Annotated in this window: 17 protein-coding genes; 11 read left to right on the top strand and 6 right to left on the bottom strand. The window is 49.2% G+C overall.

Annotation, left to right across the window (positions count from 1 at the left end):
- Nucleotides 1-27: 27 nt before the first annotated feature.
- Entirely contained in the window at nucleotides 28-414 is a 387-nt protein-coding gene (gene apaG, locus C5O19_RS14840; RefSeq protein ID WP_104713533.1) for a Co2+/Mg2+ efflux protein ApaG, read from the bottom strand.
- Between the two features lie 166 nt (nucleotides 415-580).
- Between apaG and ung the strand changes: the two genes are divergently transcribed.
- Complete coding sequence (gene ung / locus C5O19_RS14845; protein WP_104713536.1) at nucleotides 581-1,246, top strand: uracil-DNA glycosylase; 666 nt, start codon at nucleotides 581-583, stop codon at nucleotides 1,244-1,246.
- A 212-nt stretch (nucleotides 1,247-1,458) separates the two neighbouring features.
- On the opposite strand, the gene C5O19_RS14850 is transcribed toward ung, so the two are convergent.
- Both C5O19_RS14850 and C5O19_RS14855 read right to left on the bottom strand, forming a co-directional pair.
- Nucleotides 1,459-1,827, bottom strand: coding sequence for a cyclic nucleotide-binding domain-containing protein (locus tag C5O19_RS14850; protein WP_104713538.1), 369 nt, complete (start codon nucleotides 1,825-1,827; stop codon nucleotides 1,459-1,461).
- Between the two features lie 130 nt (nucleotides 1,828-1,957).
- Nucleotides 1,958-2,665, bottom strand: coding sequence for a Crp/Fnr family transcriptional regulator (locus C5O19_RS14855; protein ID WP_165796029.1), 708 nt, complete (start codon nucleotides 2,663-2,665; stop codon nucleotides 1,958-1,960).
- Nucleotides 2,666-2,797: 132 nt separating this feature from the next.
- Between C5O19_RS14855 and C5O19_RS14860 the strand changes: the two genes are divergently transcribed.
- Complete coding sequence (locus C5O19_RS14860) at nucleotides 2,798-5,293, top strand: heavy metal translocating P-type ATPase (RefSeq protein ID WP_243406387.1); 2,496 nt, start codon at nucleotides 2,798-2,800, stop codon at nucleotides 5,291-5,293.
- 256 nt (nucleotides 5,294-5,549) lie between these two features.
- Nucleotides 5,550-6,296 (top strand): acyl-CoA desaturase, encoded by a 747-nt coding sequence (locus C5O19_RS14865; protein ID WP_104713543.1) that lies wholly within the window; start codon nucleotides 5,550-5,552, stop codon nucleotides 6,294-6,296.
- Nucleotides 6,297-6,409: 113 nt separating this feature from the next.
- On the opposite strand, the gene C5O19_RS14870 is transcribed toward C5O19_RS14865, so the two are convergent.
- The 3 genes from C5O19_RS14870 to C5O19_RS14880 all read right to left on the bottom strand — a co-directional run bounded on the left by C5O19_RS14870 (nucleotide 6,410) and on the right by C5O19_RS14880 (nucleotide 8,964).
- Complete coding sequence (locus C5O19_RS14870; RefSeq protein ID WP_104713545.1) at nucleotides 6,410-8,017, bottom strand: catalase; 1,608 nt, start codon at nucleotides 8,015-8,017, stop codon at nucleotides 6,410-6,412.
- A gap of 17 nt (nucleotides 8,018-8,034) precedes the next feature.
- On the bottom strand, nucleotides 8,035-8,520 hold the full coding sequence (locus C5O19_RS14875; protein ID WP_104713547.1) for an ankyrin repeat domain-containing protein: 486 nt from the start codon (nucleotides 8,518-8,520) through the stop codon (nucleotides 8,035-8,037).
- A 225-nt stretch (nucleotides 8,521-8,745) separates the two neighbouring features.
- Nucleotides 8,746-8,964, bottom strand: coding sequence for a hypothetical protein (locus tag C5O19_RS14880; protein ID WP_104713549.1), 219 nt, complete (start codon nucleotides 8,962-8,964; stop codon nucleotides 8,746-8,748).
- 56 nt (nucleotides 8,965-9,020) lie between these two features.
- On the opposite strand from C5O19_RS14880, the gene C5O19_RS14885 reads away from it, so the two are divergent.
- The 8 genes from C5O19_RS14885 (at nucleotide 9,021) to C5O19_RS14915 (ending at nucleotide 15,720) form a co-directional block, all read left to right on the top strand.
- Nucleotides 9,021-9,434 (top strand): group III truncated hemoglobin, encoded by a 414-nt coding sequence (locus C5O19_RS14885; RefSeq protein WP_094816730.1) that lies wholly within the window; start codon nucleotides 9,021-9,023, stop codon nucleotides 9,432-9,434.
- Between the two features lie 106 nt (nucleotides 9,435-9,540).
- Nucleotides 9,541-9,684, top strand: coding sequence for a cbb3-type cytochrome oxidase assembly protein CcoS (ccoS, locus tag C5O19_RS14890; RefSeq protein WP_094816634.1), 144 nt, complete (start codon nucleotides 9,541-9,543; stop codon nucleotides 9,682-9,684).
- A gap of 25 nt (nucleotides 9,685-9,709) precedes the next feature.
- On the top strand, nucleotides 9,710-11,869 hold the full coding sequence (gene ccoN, locus C5O19_RS14895) for a cytochrome-c oxidase, cbb3-type subunit I (protein WP_104713551.1): 2,160 nt from the start codon (nucleotides 9,710-9,712) through the stop codon (nucleotides 11,867-11,869).
- A gap of 125 nt (nucleotides 11,870-11,994) precedes the next feature.
- The gene (locus tag C5O19_RS26045) at nucleotides 11,995-12,153 is read left to right on the top strand and encodes a hypothetical protein (RefSeq protein ID WP_165796030.1); all 159 of its coding nucleotides are present in this window, start codon (nucleotides 11,995-11,997) and stop codon (nucleotides 12,151-12,153) included.
- 133 nt (nucleotides 12,154-12,286) lie between these two features.
- Nucleotides 12,287-13,078 (top strand): cbb3-type cytochrome c oxidase N-terminal domain-containing protein, encoded by a 792-nt coding sequence (locus C5O19_RS14900; RefSeq protein ID WP_104713554.1) that lies wholly within the window; start codon nucleotides 12,287-12,289, stop codon nucleotides 13,076-13,078.
- A 5-nt stretch (nucleotides 13,079-13,083) separates the two neighbouring features.
- Nucleotides 13,084-14,469: a cytochrome c oxidase accessory protein CcoG gene (gene ccoG / locus C5O19_RS14905; RefSeq protein WP_104713556.1), complete on the top strand. Its 1,386-nt coding sequence runs from the start codon at nucleotides 13,084-13,086 to the stop codon at nucleotides 14,467-14,469.
- A gap of 75 nt (nucleotides 14,470-14,544) precedes the next feature.
- Nucleotides 14,545-14,970: a FixH family protein gene (locus C5O19_RS14910; protein WP_104713558.1), complete on the top strand. Its 426-nt coding sequence runs from the start codon at nucleotides 14,545-14,547 to the stop codon at nucleotides 14,968-14,970.
- Nucleotides 14,971-15,051: 81 nt separating this feature from the next.
- Nucleotides 15,052-15,720 (top strand): sulfite exporter TauE/SafE family protein, encoded by a 669-nt coding sequence (locus tag C5O19_RS14915; RefSeq protein WP_104713561.1) that lies wholly within the window; start codon nucleotides 15,052-15,054, stop codon nucleotides 15,718-15,720.
- Nucleotides 15,721-15,724: the final 4 nt, after the last annotated feature.

Below are 15,724 nucleotides of genomic sequence, written 5' to 3' on the forward strand. Positions count from 1 at the left end.
AATCGTAAAACGAACTATTCGTAAAGATTAGTTGAGCTTGTAGGGTACAATCAGCAAGAACTCTGGAATCTGAACCAGAAACTCGCGACCATCGTACATTCGTTCCATCAAGTAACTACCCGCCATTTTGCCCATGGTGGTTTGCAGGTTACTACCGGATACGTACTCGTGCACCTGGCCGGGTTCGAGTATAGGTTGCTGGCCAATAACGCCCTCCCCTTCTACTTCGCGGGTTACGCCATTGGAGTCGTAAATGAACCAATGGCGGCGACGCAACCGAATCGTATGATCCGACTGGTTTTCGATACGCACGCGATACGTAAATACAAAATGCTGCAGGGAAGCATTGGAATGATCGGAAATGAATTCCGTAATCACACTAACTTTGATGCCTTCCGTGATGGCCGTTACCATAATCGTGTCCTTGTTTGACGAAACTGCTAAAAGCTAATCAAATCGAAATTAACCGTCAGCAAGATACGGGGCAAATCCTGGAATTGATTTTTATATTTTTTAATCCCGGGGTATTCTTGCTCATGCGTGGAATATCCTGGCTTCGACTTCTCTAATTAACTGCCGTATGAACGTTCAAATTGCCGAATCGTGGAAACCGTATTTACAACCGGAATTCGAAAAACCGTATTTCGGTGACTTAGTATCCTTTATCAAAAATGAGTATGCCACCCAACGGGTTTATCCACCGGGCAAGCTGATGTTTAACGCGTTTAATCATTGTTCGTTCGAGGATACTAAAGTGGTCATTTTGGGTCAGGACCCTTACCACGGCCCTAATCAGGCGAATGGGATGGCGTTTTCCGTTAATGAAGGAATTCGGACTCCGCCTTCGCTAGTTAATATATTCAAGGAAATCAAAGACGATTTAGGCAAGCCCATACCCAAGTCCGGTGATCTCACCCGCTGGGCCGATCAGGGCGTATTGCTGCTCAACTCGACCCTCACCGTACGTGAAGGACAGGCAGGTTCGCACCAGGGCAAAGGCTGGGAAACTTTCACCGATGCGGTTATCCGGATTTTATCCGAAGAAAAAGAAAATCTGGTATTTCTACTTTGGGGAGCTTATGCTCAGAAAAAAGGAGCCGTTATTTCGCCCGATAAACATTTAATTCTGAAAGCGAAACACCCTTCGCCGATGTCGGCCAACTATGGAGGCTGGTTTGGCTGCAAACATTTCAGCCAAACCAATACCTACCTTCATAGTAAGGGATTACCGGAAATTGATTGGTAAGGTGGGGATTAATACGTTGCTTTCTTAGGCTTTTACTGGGCCCGCTGGTACGCTGGTACGAGCGGGCTTTATTCATGTGGGTATCCGCTTATCACGCCTATCAACCGATACGTTTTTTAGGCTGTATCAACGTTTGGTGTGAAGGGTTTGGATCGATTTAACGCTACCTATCTTTACTGTGCGGGACGCCGCTCCTTCTTTCGCAAAGCTTTTTATTCATAGCTCTTCTGTAGTAAATCCATCTGATCGCATAGCTTGATCATGAAGTAGCGACGGGCCATCCGATGTTCCTCCATAAAGTGCTCGATTTCCTGTTTGTCAAACACCAGCAAAATGGATTCGTCATTCACCTTTACGGAAGCCTGATGCTCCACATTCAGCAAAGCTTCGTGTAATCCTAAAAAACAGCGGCTCTGGAGGCGATGGTTTTCTTTCCCATTTTCGGGTAAAATTTCGACCGATCCGTCCTTGAGATAAAAAACAAACTCAGCAAGCTGTTCTTTCCGGTACAGATATTCGCCTTTGTGGGCGTACAACTCCGTACCCCGAGCCAGTAATAATTTCTCCGTATCTAGTAGCATGGTTCTTCGTCTGGCTTTTCCCAACCGGGAAGTTAAGCTCAATGGTAAGGCGAAGTTGCTGGAAATCAGCCTCGTTTGAAATGATAAAAATCAGTGGTTTCAGTGATGTGATTTAGTGGCTTTCGCACTCCTAATCGTACAACTGACTGATTTTCAACAGACGATCGGGCTTTAAAATCGTAATGGTACTACCGTGTGAACTTACGATTCCTTCCTCCTTGAATTCAGACAAAAAGCGGATCACCGTTTCCTTGGCCGTACCCACAATCGCCGCCAGATCCTCCCGGGAAATGGCAATACTGAATAGATCCGCTAGCTCGGTTTTATGATACGTCGCTTTGAGTAGTAAGAGTGCTTCGGCCAGACGTTCGCGTACGGGCTTCATCGCCATGTGAATCATCCGTTCCTGCGACTCCCCCAGGGCTTTCGCCAGCATTTTCATCAGATCATTGGCCACTTTCACATTCGAATCGATCAGAGAATTAAAGTCCGTAGCGGGCAAAAAACAGGCCTGCGTATCGTCCAGAGCTACCGCCGAGGCCGTGTACTTGGTGTTTTCGATCAATGAACGGTAGCCCAGTGTATCACCCGACTTGGCCAGGCGAATGATCTGCTCCTTACCCTCCGAATTCAGTCGGCTGATTTTTACTTTTCCGTCGAATACACAAAACAGACCGAACGGGCGATTGCCTTCGTGAAAAATAACCTGCCCTTTCTTATAGGTGTGAAAGCACTTATTCTCATTCATCTCCAGCAATTCGTCATGCTGACAATTTTTGAACAGCGAATGTTCACGAAAAGCACAACGTTGGCACTCAGGAGCAGCTTGCGATTTCATCAGGATCTTGTTTAAATGCCAAAACATATAGGGTATCACTACCGGTTGGCTTGACAAAGTTGCAAGGTCACATCAGTTAGAAAAATGATAAAAATCAGTTTCCGGACTTAATTCCAATCATGGAAAAAGGAAATGGAAAAGCGGACTTTTGGGGCTGCAACGAGCGTAACATCCGCCGTTGTCATCCGGCTTTCCCATGTCTTGCCTGATTTACTTGCCATGAACAGCTCCACTGCTTCCCTATCCATTGCGGCCCCTACGCATTGCTACCATTGTGGCAATGACTGTGCAGAAGACGCCCTCCACCTAGACGATAAAACGTTTTGCTGTGAAGGCTGCAAGACCGTTTACGAACTACTAGCCGATCATGAATTATGCGGATACTATTCGCTGGGAAAAAGTGGGATCGGCACCTCGCCCAGCCTGGCTCGATTCGAATTTCTGGATCACGCCGAAATCAGTGATTCCTTACTTGATTTCCAGAATGATACGCAGGCAAAAGTAACGTTTTACCTACCGGCCATTCACTGTTCTTCCTGCCTGTATCTACTCGAACACCTGCCACGTCTGCATCCGGCGGTACTAACCAGCCGGGTCGATTTTATGAAAAAACAGGTTAGCATTCTGTACCGAAAAACGGGCGAAAGTCCGATTTCACTGCGGGAGCTAGCCGAACTGCTGGCCTCGGTAGGTTACGAACCACTGATTAGTTTACAGGATGTTGTCAAAGAGCAGCAGAATCCTACGTATCGTAATCTGCTCACGCGTATTGGTGTTGCAGGATTTTGTGCGGGGAACATTATGCTCTTTAGTTTTCCGGAGTACCTAGGGCTGGAAGATGATTCATATAAAGTACTTTTTGGCTGGCTTAGCCTGATTCTGTCGTTACCAGTCGTCTTTTATTCCGGTGGTGGGTACTTTGAATCGGTCTACAAAAGTCTGCGGGCCGGGCGGCTCAACCTGGATTTCCCAATTCTGCTGGGTATTCTCGTCGCCTGGGGACGGAGTGTCTACGAAGTGCTTTTTCTGCAACAGAACGGCTACTTCGATTCGCTAACGGGCCTGACGTTCTTTTTATTGGCCGGACAATGGTTCCAACAGAAAAGTTACGCCTTCCTTTCCTTCGAACGGGATTACAAATCGTACTTCCCGTTGGCCGTTACGCGGATTAAAAATTTTCTGACGGCTGAGACGGAAAGCATTCCCGTTCAGCAACTTCGTCGGGGCGATCGCATCCGGATTCGGCACGGCGAGCTTATTCCTGCCGATAGTTTGCTGTACCGGGGAACGGGCCTGATTGATTACAGTTTTGTGACGGGAGAAGCCGCTCCCGAATCCAGAACGGTGGGGGAACTAATCTACGCGGGTGGACGACAACTGGGCGATTCCGTGGAGCTGGAAGTACTGAAAGACGTTTCCCAAAGTTATCTAACCCAGCTTTGGAATCACACGGCTTTTGCCAAAGGTCAGGAAAGTCGGCTGAAATCCTTTGCGGATCAGGTCGGTAAATACTTCACCATTAGCGTACTCACGCTGGCTACGCTGACGGCCCTGTACTGGTACGTGTACGATCCTTCCAAAATCCTCAACGCTTTTACGGCGGTACTCATCATTGCCTGTCCCTGTGCCCTGGCTCTTTCGTACCCCTTTGCGCTGGGTCACGGTATGCGGATGCTCGGCCAGAAAAAGCTGTATCTGAAAAACGCCGAAGTCATTGAGCACATCGCTCAGTGCGATACGCTGGTTTTTGACAAAACGGGTACGCTGAGTACGACCGAAGTCAGTCCGATCCAGTATCAGGGCGAACCGCTCACAGCAGCAGAACGCGTGGCTCTGGCTTCGCTGGTTGAGCATTCCACGCACCCGATTAGTGTAAAACTGCTGGAATATCTCCAGCAATCAACACGAAAACCCGTTACAGGATTCGAAGCCGTAACCGGAATGGGGCTTTCCGGCGTCGTCGATACGCACGTATTGAAATTTGGCTCCGCGGCCTGGGTAGGTGCTTTAGACCGGGAAGGTTCCGCTAGCTTTTTCAGTATTGATGGGCAGATGAAAGGGGCTTTCCAACTCGTGCACCAGTACCGCGATGGTCTTGATGAAACGCTAACGCAGCTGGCTCATTCCTACGAACTGTACGTTCTTTCCGGCGATTCTGATACGGAGAAGCGTACGCTCAGTCGCTGGTTTCCCAGTGATCACATGGCCTTCCGGATGAAACCCGAAGACAAACTAGCGTTCATCCAAACACTTCAGCAACAGGGTAAAAAGGTCATGATGTTGGGCGACGGGCTCAACGATGCCGGAGCTCTGAAACAGGCTGATGTGGGGATTGCCCTGACGGATAATACGCTGCATTTCAGTCCGGCCAGCGATGCCATTTTGGAGGCGTCTCAATTGAAAAACGTAGGACACTTCCTCAAATTCAGTCGTACGGGCCTGAAAGTCATCCAGTTCAGCTTCCTGATTTCACTGGTCTATAATTTCATCGGCTTAAGCTACGGACTCACGGGTAATCTGGCTCCAATTGTAGCAGCCATTCTCATGCCCGTCAGCTCAGCCTCCATGCTTTTCATTGCCATTACGGGCATGCACTGGGCAAGGCGGCGGGAATTAGCGAGGGTTTGAGATTGGATCGTGGTTTTGAAGTTGGATAAAGGTTTAACGTAGGTTGACTGTCTCTGGAAGCATTTGACAGGCTAAATCGATAAGGCTTAGGAGTTTCTACGTCTTCAAAGCTTCAGGAGATGGCTTTTCAAGGATTCTAACCCCAAACTAACTTAAACCTTAAACCCGCTCAAACTTAACACTCCTTCAAACCTCCTGAAACCCGCTCAAACCCAACCCTACCCCATTAAATACTTTCACACTACAACACCTTTCCATGTACATTCTGATTTTCTTTCTGGCTCACTGGTATCTTTCCCTGTTTTCACAAACGTTTTTCTTGCATCGTTACGCGGCTCACCAGATGTTTACGATGTCGAAGGGTTGGGAGCGATTTTTCTACTTTTTCACCTGGGTTACGCAGGGTTCGAGTTTCCTGAGTCCGTACGCGTACGGGGTCATGCACCGACTCCACCACGCTTTTGCCGATACCGAGAATGATCCGCATTCGCCCAGCTTTTCGGACAACGCCTTCGATATGATGTGGAAGACCAAGAATATCTACAACCGCATTTTGAAGCATAAAGAAAACGTAGATCCGAAGTACTTCAAGAACGTTCCGTACTGGGGCTTTATGGAGAAGATTGGCGATAACTGGCTCTCGCGTATCGGCTGGGGTACGGCGTATACGCTATTTTACATACATTACGCGACTAGCCCCTGGATGTATTTACTGTTACCAATCCACTATCTGATGGGACCGGTACACGGCGTAATTATCAACTGGTTTGCTCACAAATACGGGTATACAAATTTCAAAGTGAATGATACGGCGAAGAACCTATTGCCTTTTGACTTTCTGATGATGGGCGAATCGTACCACAACAATCACCACAAGCTGGGTGGACGGGCGAATTTTGGTGTACGCTGGTTTGAATTCGATCCGACGTATCCGTTTATTCTGCTGTTCAATAGCTTAGGAATTCTGAAGCTGAAGAAGAACAATGATTTGAATTATATGTAGACCCAGGATTTGACTTGCAGGCTGTTAAAAAACAAATCGAGTTTACGAATCTTTCTGACAAGATTCGTAAACTCGATTCTGGGTCGGAACTCATAGCAATTGATTCGATCCGATTAATACGGCTTCGACTCGTGACTTTCTTCTTGAGCCTGTTTGACAGCATCTTTTGAAGAAGTACTGCCAATCGGACCTTTCTGAATATTCATACTAGCGGCAGCTTTCAGACCGTCGGCTACGCGTTGACCGTACTCCGAATCGCATTGCGTGAACAGATCAATCATCCGGTCCTGGATTTCCTTCTTGGCCGGAGCCAGCGTATTAACCAGATTGGTGATCAGATCGTCGCGTTCCCAGTCCTCAAAGGTCCGGTAGCGTTCGCCCGCCTGAGCGAAGTTGTTCTGACGGTCAATTTTCTGCCGTACCAGTTTCGCAGCGTAATAAGGTTCGTAATCCTTACCGGCTTTAGGAGCTTCCTGTAGACCATTCATCACCGAAGGCTCATAGTTTACGTGCGGATTTCCACCTTCGGGTACGTCCACGTGATAGGCCATTTGTCCATCCCGCTGATTCGTAGCCACGTGTGTTTTAGGAGCATTGATGGGCAGTTGCAGGTAGTTGCTACCGATGCGGTACCGTTGCGTATCCGAGTACGAGAAGGTACGGCCTTGAAGCATCTTGTCATCGGAAAAGTCGAGGCCGTCTACCAGTACTCCGGTACCAAAGGCCGACTGTTCTACTTCGGCGAAGTAATTTTCCGGGTTACGGTTCAGCGTCATTTTACCGACGGGCAACCAGGGAAACTGATCCTGCGGCCAGATTTTAGTATCATCCAGCGGGTCGAAATCAAGTTCCGGATGATCATCGTCACTCATGATTTGCACGAGCAATTCCCATTCGGGATAATTCCCGTCCTCAATGGCGTCGAACAAATCCTGGGTCGCGTGATTAAAGTTTTTACCCTGAACTTCTTCCGCTTGAGTTTGCGTAAGGTTTTTAATTCCCTGCAGGGGTTCCCAGTGGTATTTGACGAGTACGGCTTCGCCTTCGGCATTCACCCACTTGTAGGTATTCACGCCCGACCCCTGCATTTGCCGGTAATTAGCCGGAATGCCGTAGGGCGAGAATAGGAATGTAATCATATGCATCGCCTCGGGCGTACCGCTGATGAAATCAAAAATGCGTTCGCCGTCCTGACGGTTTGTTACGGGATCGGGTTTGAAAGCATGTACGAGGTCGGGAAATTTCATGGCATCCCGAATGAAGAACACTTTCAGGTTATTTCCGACCAGGTCCCAGTTACCATCTTCGGTATAAAACTTGACGGCAAAACCGCGGGGATCCCGCAGCGTTTCAGGCGAATGACCACCGTGAATGACCGAAGAGAATCGGACGAATACGGGGGTTTGTTTTCCTTTTTGTTGAAATAGCTTCGCTCGGGTATACTTGGAAATGGGCTCGTCCCCTACTCTACCATACGCTTCGAATACGCCATGGGCTCCGGCTCCGCGCGCGTGCACCACGCGTTCGGGAATGCGTTCGCGGTCAAAGTGGGAGATTTTTTCCAGGAAGTGGTAGTTTTCCATCGTGGCCGGTCCACGATTTCCTACCGTACGGATACTCTGATTGTTGGTGACAGGATGACCCTGACGAGTCGTTAGCGTTTTGTCTGAATCAGTGCCATGACTATGGCCATTCTGATTCGTACCGTTTTCATTGCTCATAGGTAACTGATATTTGGTTATGAATTAGAGGATTTCTGGGCTTGTAAGGCAGCCACCAGGATTTCGTAGCTTTCAGCATTTTCCTGGACCATGGCATAATCAATCGGGTTTTTCCCGAAACGGTCTTTTCGTAAGGGATCGGCCCCGTGTTGTAACAGTAATTCGACTAATGGTTTATGATTGAATGTTGCCGCAAACGTCAGAGCCGTAGCTCCATTCCCATTAGTGGTATCTACCGCTGCTCCGTGCTCAAGCAGTAATTGGGCTATTTCAGTGTACCCTTTAAAACAAGCTCCCATCAAGGGCGTATTGCCCATGGCATCCTGAGCATCCGGATTCGCCTGCGCTTCGAGTAAGAGCCGGACCGCTTCCGGATGGTTGTAATACCCCGCAATAATCAATGGCGTACTGCCGCGGGCATCGACTACGTCAGGGTGCAACGTTTCCAGTTCTTGCTCCAGGGCTTCGAGGTTGTTTTGCCGGGCGGCTTCAAAAATGTCCATAGCTTACTCGTCGGGATCGGTTAAATAGAGGGTAATCTAATCGTTTAGATCCTGCCAAGATAGAAATTTGAGAACAAAAATGGCCCTGTAACCCGCAAAGCTTTAAGCTACAAGTATTGCCTAGGCAAACGACCTTTTATTCCTCTTTTCATTCTTGAAAGGAGTAGAGAGTAAATCAATAATCGTGCCATTCATAAAACTTGATCAGCTTTGTTTATCAGTTAATTAGTTAGGTTTATAATCTTCGTAAAATTGCTCATCAAAGGTATGACCGCTCGGAACGCCGTATTTTAAAATTCGGTACGCCATCCAGCCCACGACTACGGGAGACAGCAACCAGAGCGTGGCGACTACGGGCGTGGAAAGCCAACCCATGTTAGCCCCGACCGTATAAACCAGTAAGTACAGGGTTGCAAAAAATATTGGGAAACGAACGTTTTTCATGGCTAAGTTGATTTAACAGTGTTGATTTGATGCTCATCTCTTTTAAGCACCCTTCGATGGACTCCCCCACAAAAAAGATATTCCTTGATAGCCCCGAAGCCGTTCGGCATCTAGTGGATTCATTCTACGAGAAAGTACAGCAGGATTCTCTGCTAGCTCCTATTTTCACAGAGGTTGCCCAGGTAGACTGGTCGAAGCATATGCCGAAGATGTACGCGTTCTGGGAAAATTTGCTGCTGGGCAATAACACCTACCACGGCCATCCGTTCCGTCCACATTTGATTGTCAATCAGAAACATACGCTAACGATTGAGCACTTCGAACGCTGGTTACAACTGTTTACGCAAACACTTTCGGAAAACTTTGAAGGCCCCATGGCCGAGCAGGCCCGCGAGCGGGCGACGCAGATTGCTCTGGTCTGGAACTCCAAATTGGAGTACCTCAATAACGACTCGTATATGGAACGCTAAGCCCGGCGATTTCCCTTCCTCCTTCGAAAATCACCCCAAAGGGTGATTTTTGTCATTTCTATCCCTTCCCATTATTCAGACCTTTGGAACTGAAAATCAAAGGTTTATGAATATCATTTTCATTCTCATCGGCATTAGCCTCTTGCTAGCTCTGGGTTTTCTAGGAGCCTTCTTCTGGGCGATGAAGTCCGGACAAAATGATGACATGTACACGCCGGGCATGCGAGTGCTGCTCGACGACGAGAAATGAATTCCCCTAACATCCCTTATCACCCATGATTTCCCACGCTGCTTCCCCTGCCCCTCCGACGACGCTCGAACGCTTTGCGTACGACAACCGGGTGGTTAAGGCCTTTTCGATTGCGACTATTGTGTGGGGACTGATCGGTATGCTGGTAGGCGTAATTGCCGCCACGCAACTGTTTCATCCCGGCATGAACCTGGACAATCAGTACACTACCTTCGGACGAATCCGGCCCCTGCACACGAATGCCGTCATCTTCGCTTTTGTGGGTAATGCCATTTTTATGGGGGTATACTATTCGCTTCAGCGACTGCTCAAGGCCCGTATGTTTTCCGATACCCTGAGCTGGATTCACTTCTGGGGCTGGCAACTCATCATCGTATCCGCCGTACTGACCCTTCCCCTGGGTTTTACGACTTCCAAGGAATACGCCGAGCTGGAATGGCCCATCGATATTGCCATTACGCTTATTTGGGTGGTATTCGGTATCAACATGTTTGGTACGATCATCAAACGCCGCGAACGTCACCTCTACGTAGGGATCTGGTTTTACATCGCCACGTTCGTTACGGTAGCCGTTCTGCACATTATCAACTCGTTTGAAATGCCCGTTAGCTTTCTCAAAAGCTACTCCATGTACGCGGGGGTTCAGGATGCACTGGTACAATGGTGGTACGGACACAATGCCGTAGCATTCTTCCTAACGACGCCGTATCTGGGCATGATGTACTACTTTCTGCCGAAGATGGCGAATCGTCCGGTTTACAGTTATAAGCTTTCCATTCTTCACTTCTGGTCGCTGATTTTCATCTATATCTGGGCCGGCCCGCACCACTTGCTGTATACGAGTTTGCCTGACTGGGCTCAGTCGCTGGGTACGGCGTTCTCCATTATGCTGATTGCTCCGTCCTGGGGTGGGATGATCAACGGTTTGCTTACCCTACGTGGAGCCTGGGATCAGGTTCGGGAAGATGCCCGTCTGAAATTCATGGTGGTCGGTATTACGGCCTACGGGATGGCGACCTTCGAAGGTCCGCTGCTTTCACTCAAAAACGTAAACGCCATTGGTCACTTCACCGACTGGATCGTGGCTCACGTACACGTGGGGGCTCTGGGCTGGAACGGCTTCCTGACGTTTGCCATTCTGTACTACATTGTTCCTAAACTCTGGAAAACGGAATTGTATTCGAAACGCATGGTGAATATTCACTTCTGGCTGGGTACGCTCGGCATCCTGTTCTACGCCGTACCGATGTACATTTCCGGCTTTACGCAGGGCATGATGTGGAAAGAGTTTACACCCGAAGGCACGCTGAAATATCCCGCTTTCTTGGAAACGACGCTTCAACTGTTGCCTATGCACATGATGCGGGCCGCGGGTGGTGTGATTTACCTGGGCGGTGCCATCCTGATGGCGTTCAACCTCTTCAAAACGATGGCCCAAGGTAGCTTCCAGGCCAATGAAGCGGCTGAAGCTCCGGCTCTTACCCCTGAGTACGTAGCTACGGGTGGTGACACCTACTGGCACCGCGTCCTCGAACGTCGCCCCATGCAACTGCTGGCCGGCTCGCTGATCGTGATTCTGATTGGTACGGTACTGGAAATCATCCCAACATTTACGGTTGAATCGAACGTAGAAACCATTGCTGCGGTACAACCCTATACACCGCTGGAATTGCAGGGTCGGGATTTGTACATCCGTGAAGGCTGTAATAACTGCCACAGTCAGATGGTACGGCCCTTCCGCTCGGAAACGGAGCGATACGGAGAATACTCGAAAGCGGGTGAGTTCGTATATGACCACCCGTTCTTATGGGGATCGAAGCGTACGGGTCCGGATTTACACCGCGAAGGATTCAAGTATCCCGACTCCTGGCACTATCACCACATGAATGATCCGACGACTATGTCTCCCGGTTCCATCATGCCGCCGTACCCCTGGTTACTGACCCAGAAGCTGGATAACAGTCAGCTGGAAGCGAAGCTGAAAACGATGCAATCGCTGGGCGTTCCCTACGATGATTACGCCATCAGCGACGCTCAGGCGAATGCCCAACAACAGGCCGAAGCCATTACCACCCGCCTGAAAGCCGAGGGAATCAAGATTCAGTCCGACAAAGAAATTATTGCCCTGATTGCGTACCTGCAACGACTCGGTACGGATATTAAAAACGCTCAGGCCGCTAAATAGACCTTGGTTGGAGGTTGTTTGTTGCTGGTTCGTAGTTCAACACTTCATCAACAAACCATTACCGGGGACCGCCATCCCTACCAACAACGAACAACCTCCAACTAAAACTAACAATCAAACCAACCATGTTTCGCAACCTTGTTACCCAACTTCAGGGAGCCGATTTCTACATGATTTCCTCGCTTCTGATTTTCGTTGCCTTCTTTGTCACGGTGAGTTTGTTCGCGTTACTGACGGATAAAAATCACCTTCAGGAAATGAGCAAAATGCCTTTGGAGAAATAAGCTTCTCAGTTTACAGTTGTCGGTTTACCGTTTTCAGTTTCGTAAACCTAGGGCTGGTTTCGTCGTACCCGTTTGAACTAACCTCATCAACTGAAAACGGTGAACTGTAAACTGTCTTTTAATCCCTACTTTCATGAACTTTGAGATAAAAACCGGCGAGGATCTTTTCCTGATTGTGGTTCTCTGCTGCCTGATCTTAGGAGCGTTGGCTCTGATGGTCACGACGCTTCATTTGTATTTGACCGTTAAACAGGCTTTCCCTGATTCGTCTAAAAAAGAAGTCGACGAGCCCTATCAATACAGCAGTCTCTGGCACCGGATCATGGGGCTTCGTCCTACGGCCATGAATGACCAGCTAATGCTCGAACACGCTCCCGACGGCATTCAGGAATTGGATAACCCAACGCCGGGATGGTTTATGGCTCTGTTCTACGGTACCATCGTTTGTGCCATCGGCTACATGCTCTACTACCACGTGCTTGGCCCCGGTGATGTGATGAATCAGGAGTATACCGCCGAGATGGCCGTTGCCGAGAAAGCCCACGAAGAATACCTGAAAAAATTTGCCAATTCGGTTAACGAGTCGAACGTGACGATCCTACGCGATGAAAAAGCAATCGAAGCGGGTAAGAAAATCTTCGATCAGAATTGTACGGCCTGTCACGGAGCGGCGGGAGAAGGAAAGGTAGGTCCGAACCTGACGGATAACTACTGGTTGCACGGTGGTACGATCAACGCCGTATTCAAAACTATTGCCGAAGGTGTTCCCGACAAGGGTATGCTTTCCTGGAAAAAACAGTTGAACCCCATTCAGATTCAACAGGTATCCAGCTATATTTTTTCCTTACAGGGTACTAAACCGGCCGGAGCCAAAGAGCCTCAGGGAGAGGAAGTAAAGACGGCTCCTGACGTTGCCAAACGCTAAAGTTTATGTTTACCATACAAGAGGATAGGGAATTGCTTGCCCACGGGGCGGTCTCGGGTCAGCGAAAGTATCCCCGCTGGCCCGAAGGCGGCCGCCTGTTGCGGTGGCGGGAAATCGTAGCGGGCCTCCTGCTACTGATTCTTTTTGGCCTCCCCTGGCTGGAGATTGAGGGGCATCCGCTGTTTCTGTTCAATGTACTCGAACGTCAGTTTATCTTCTTTGGGGTCCCTTTCTGGCCGCAGGATTTTCACCTGGTAGCCCTGGGTCTACTGGCGTTCATTGTTTTCATTATCGTGTTTACGGTGGCCTTCGGACGCCTCTGGTGCGGCTGGGCCTGTCCGCAAACGATTTTTATGGAAATGGTTTTCCGGCGAATCGAACAGTGGATTGAAGGCGACTTTAAAGCTCAACAACGTTTAACGGCCGCTCCCTGGACCGCCGAAAAAATCCGGAAACGCGTACTCAAACACGGTCTATTTTTCCTTATCGCTTTTGCCATTTCGAATACTTTTCTGGCGTATGTTATTGGCAAGGATGAATTAATTCAGATTCAAACCGATAACCCGGCTAATCATTTAGGCGGACTGGCGGCTCTGCTGATCTTCACGCTGATTTTTTATTTCGTATTTGCCCGGTTACGGGAAATTGTTTGCGTGGTCATCTGCCCCTACGGACGGTTACAAGGCGTTTTACTCGATAAAAAATCCATCGTCGTCGCCTATGATTACGTACGGGGCGAGCCCCGTGGAAAACTGCGAAAGCAGTCTGCAGAAGTCAAAGGCGATTGCGTGGATTGCTCCCTCTGCGTACAGGTTTGTCCGACGGGCATTGACATTCGCAAGGGTACGCAACTGGAATGCATCAACTGTACCGCCTGTATTGACGCCTGCGACGGCGTGATGGATAAAATCAATAAGCCGCAGGGGCTGATTCGATACGCTTCGCAGGAAGGTATCGAGCAAGGAAAGAAATTCCAGTTTACGGGTCGACTTAAAGCCTATACGCTGGTTCTGATTCTTTTACTGGGCGGCTTGGGCTATCTGCTCCTGACCCGGAAAGCCATCGAAACAACGGTACTGCGAGCTTCGGGACTTACCTTTCAGAAGCAGGCTGACGGTCAGATTTCTAATCTGTATACGGTGGAAGTACTCAACAAAACATTCAAGCCGGTTGCGTTAGAATTTAAAGTCAAAAATCCGGGCTTCTCGTTACAGTACGTAGGCCAGCCCCTACAAACGGCACAGCCGGGTACGTTTACCAAAAGCTCTTTCTTTTTACTGACGCCCGCGAAAGGCATTCAGGAAAATAAAACACCGCTGACGATTGAGGTACGGGCGAACGGTCAGCTGATGCAGGAAGTAAAAACGAATTTCATGGGTCCGGTTTTGTAGTTTTTAGGAAAGAACATCCTTTTCCTGAAAACAGAAAACCACTAACCGCAGCGGCGTACCGCTGAACACTAAGTTATGAACTGGGGCAAATCCATTATTCTGGCCTTTATACTCTTCGGTAGTTTCATTGGTTTTCTGGTCTATCGAATGATGCGTACGCAGGTAGATCTGGTACGACCTGATTACTATCAAACGGAAATGGCCTACCAACAGCAAATAGACCGCGTAGCTCATACTAAGACTGCCAAAGAGCTAGTCACCATGCAGTACCGTCCGCAAAAGCAGCAGGTACAATTTTCCGTACCGAATACGGTACAGGAAGGCAAGATTCAGTTCTTCCGCCCTTCTGATGCGAAGCTGGACTTCACCGTAGCCGTGCGACCCGGTGCCGCTGCCCAGACCATTTCCACCGAAACCCTAAAAACGGGTTACTGGCGAGTAAAAGTCACCTGGTCGGACGGTAACCAGGAGTATTACACCGAAGAAGAAATCATTATTTGAGCGAATAGCTGATAACGTTTAGAGGATAACTGAAAATGTCTTTAGCCAGTCCTCTAGCATCGCTATTTTTTACCCATTCCCATGGTTCTTGCCTTTCTCACCGGACTTCTTTCCAGCATTCACTGCGTCGGCATGTGTGGCCCAATTGCGCTGGCCTTGCCCGTGGGTGGCTTGTCGGAAGGACGGATGCTACTGGCTCGACTGAGTTACAACCTGGCCCGAACGCTGAGTTACGGGTTATTGGGTTTACTGGTGGGATTTGTGGGCGAACGCGTATCCATTCTCGGCTGGCAACAATACCTTTCGCTGCTGGCGGGAGTACTGATGGCAGGCTTCGTCCTAGCTGATCGCTGGATTGGCTTTAGTCCCTTCGTTCGACTGAAATCAACCTTTAGTAAGCTACTACAGCAGAAAACTTGGGTGGCGTATGTGGGCGTTGGGTTTATCAACGGCTGGTTGCCCTGCGGGATGGTCTACGTAGCCTTAGCCGGAGCCTTGGCGACTGCTACTCCCGTTCAAGGTATGCTCTGGATGTTGGCGTATGGGGCAGGCACCATTCCGGCGATGCTGGCCGTGGGCTGGATTTGGCAGTGGGTGAGTTTACCCGTACGCCGAACCTTGAATCGCTGGGTCCCCGTACTGACGCTGGCGATTGCCTTGCTGTTTGTCTGGCGGGGGTTGGGACTGAATTTGCCGTCTCGTCCGGGATTGCCTTCGGCGGCGGGGGTTCCGGTTTGTCATGAAAAGTAGGCAC

This window comes from Siphonobacter curvatus, assembly GCF_002943425.1.
GTDB lineage: Bacteria > Bacteroidota > Bacteroidia > Cytophagales > Spirosomataceae > Siphonobacter > Siphonobacter curvatus.

Excerpts from the sequence above, each read along its gene's own strand:
- apaG (WP_104713533.1), bottom strand. The coding sequence starts at position 414 with ATGGTAACGGCCATCACGGAAGGCATCAAAGTTAGTGTGATTACGGAA.
- ung (WP_104713536.1), top strand. The coding sequence starts at position 581 with ATGAACGTTCAAATTGCCGAATCGTGGAAACCGTATTTACAACCGGAA.
- C5O19_RS14850 (WP_104713538.1), bottom strand. The coding sequence starts at position 1,827 with ATGCTACTAGATACGGAGAAATTATTACTGGCTCGGGGTACGGAGTTG.
- C5O19_RS14855 (WP_165796029.1), bottom strand. The coding sequence starts at position 2,665 with ATGAAATCGCAAGCTGCTCCTGAGTGCCAACGTTGTGCTTTTCGTGAA.
- C5O19_RS14860 (WP_243406387.1), top strand. The coding sequence starts at position 2,798 with ATGGAAAAGCGGACTTTTGGGGCTGCAACGAGCGTAACATCCGCCGTT.
- C5O19_RS14865 (WP_104713543.1), top strand. The coding sequence starts at position 5,550 with ATGTACATTCTGATTTTCTTTCTGGCTCACTGGTATCTTTCCCTGTTT.
- C5O19_RS14870 (WP_104713545.1), bottom strand. The coding sequence starts at position 8,017 with ATGAGCAATGAAAACGGTACGAATCAGAATGGCCATAGTCATGGCACT.
- C5O19_RS14875 (WP_104713547.1), bottom strand. The coding sequence starts at position 8,520 with ATGGACATTTTTGAAGCCGCCCGGCAAAACAACCTCGAAGCCCTGGAG.
- C5O19_RS14880 (WP_104713549.1), bottom strand. The coding sequence starts at position 8,964 with ATGAAAAACGTTCGTTTCCCAATATTTTTTGCAACCCTGTACTTACTG.
- C5O19_RS14885 (WP_094816730.1), top strand. The coding sequence starts at position 9,021 with ATGGACTCCCCCACAAAAAAGATATTCCTTGATAGCCCCGAAGCCGTT.
- ccoS (WP_094816634.1), top strand. The coding sequence starts at position 9,541 with ATGAATATCATTTTCATTCTCATCGGCATTAGCCTCTTGCTAGCTCTG.
- ccoN (WP_104713551.1), top strand. The coding sequence starts at position 9,710 with ATGATTTCCCACGCTGCTTCCCCTGCCCCTCCGACGACGCTCGAACGC.
- C5O19_RS26045 (WP_165796030.1), top strand. The coding sequence starts at position 11,995 with ATGTTTCGCAACCTTGTTACCCAACTTCAGGGAGCCGATTTCTACATG.
- C5O19_RS14900 (WP_104713554.1), top strand. The coding sequence starts at position 12,287 with ATGAACTTTGAGATAAAAACCGGCGAGGATCTTTTCCTGATTGTGGTT.
- ccoG (WP_104713556.1), top strand. The coding sequence starts at position 13,084 with ATGTTTACCATACAAGAGGATAGGGAATTGCTTGCCCACGGGGCGGTC.
- C5O19_RS14910 (WP_104713558.1), top strand. The coding sequence starts at position 14,545 with ATGAACTGGGGCAAATCCATTATTCTGGCCTTTATACTCTTCGGTAGT.
- C5O19_RS14915 (WP_104713561.1), top strand. The coding sequence starts at position 15,052 with ATGGTTCTTGCCTTTCTCACCGGACTTCTTTCCAGCATTCACTGCGTC.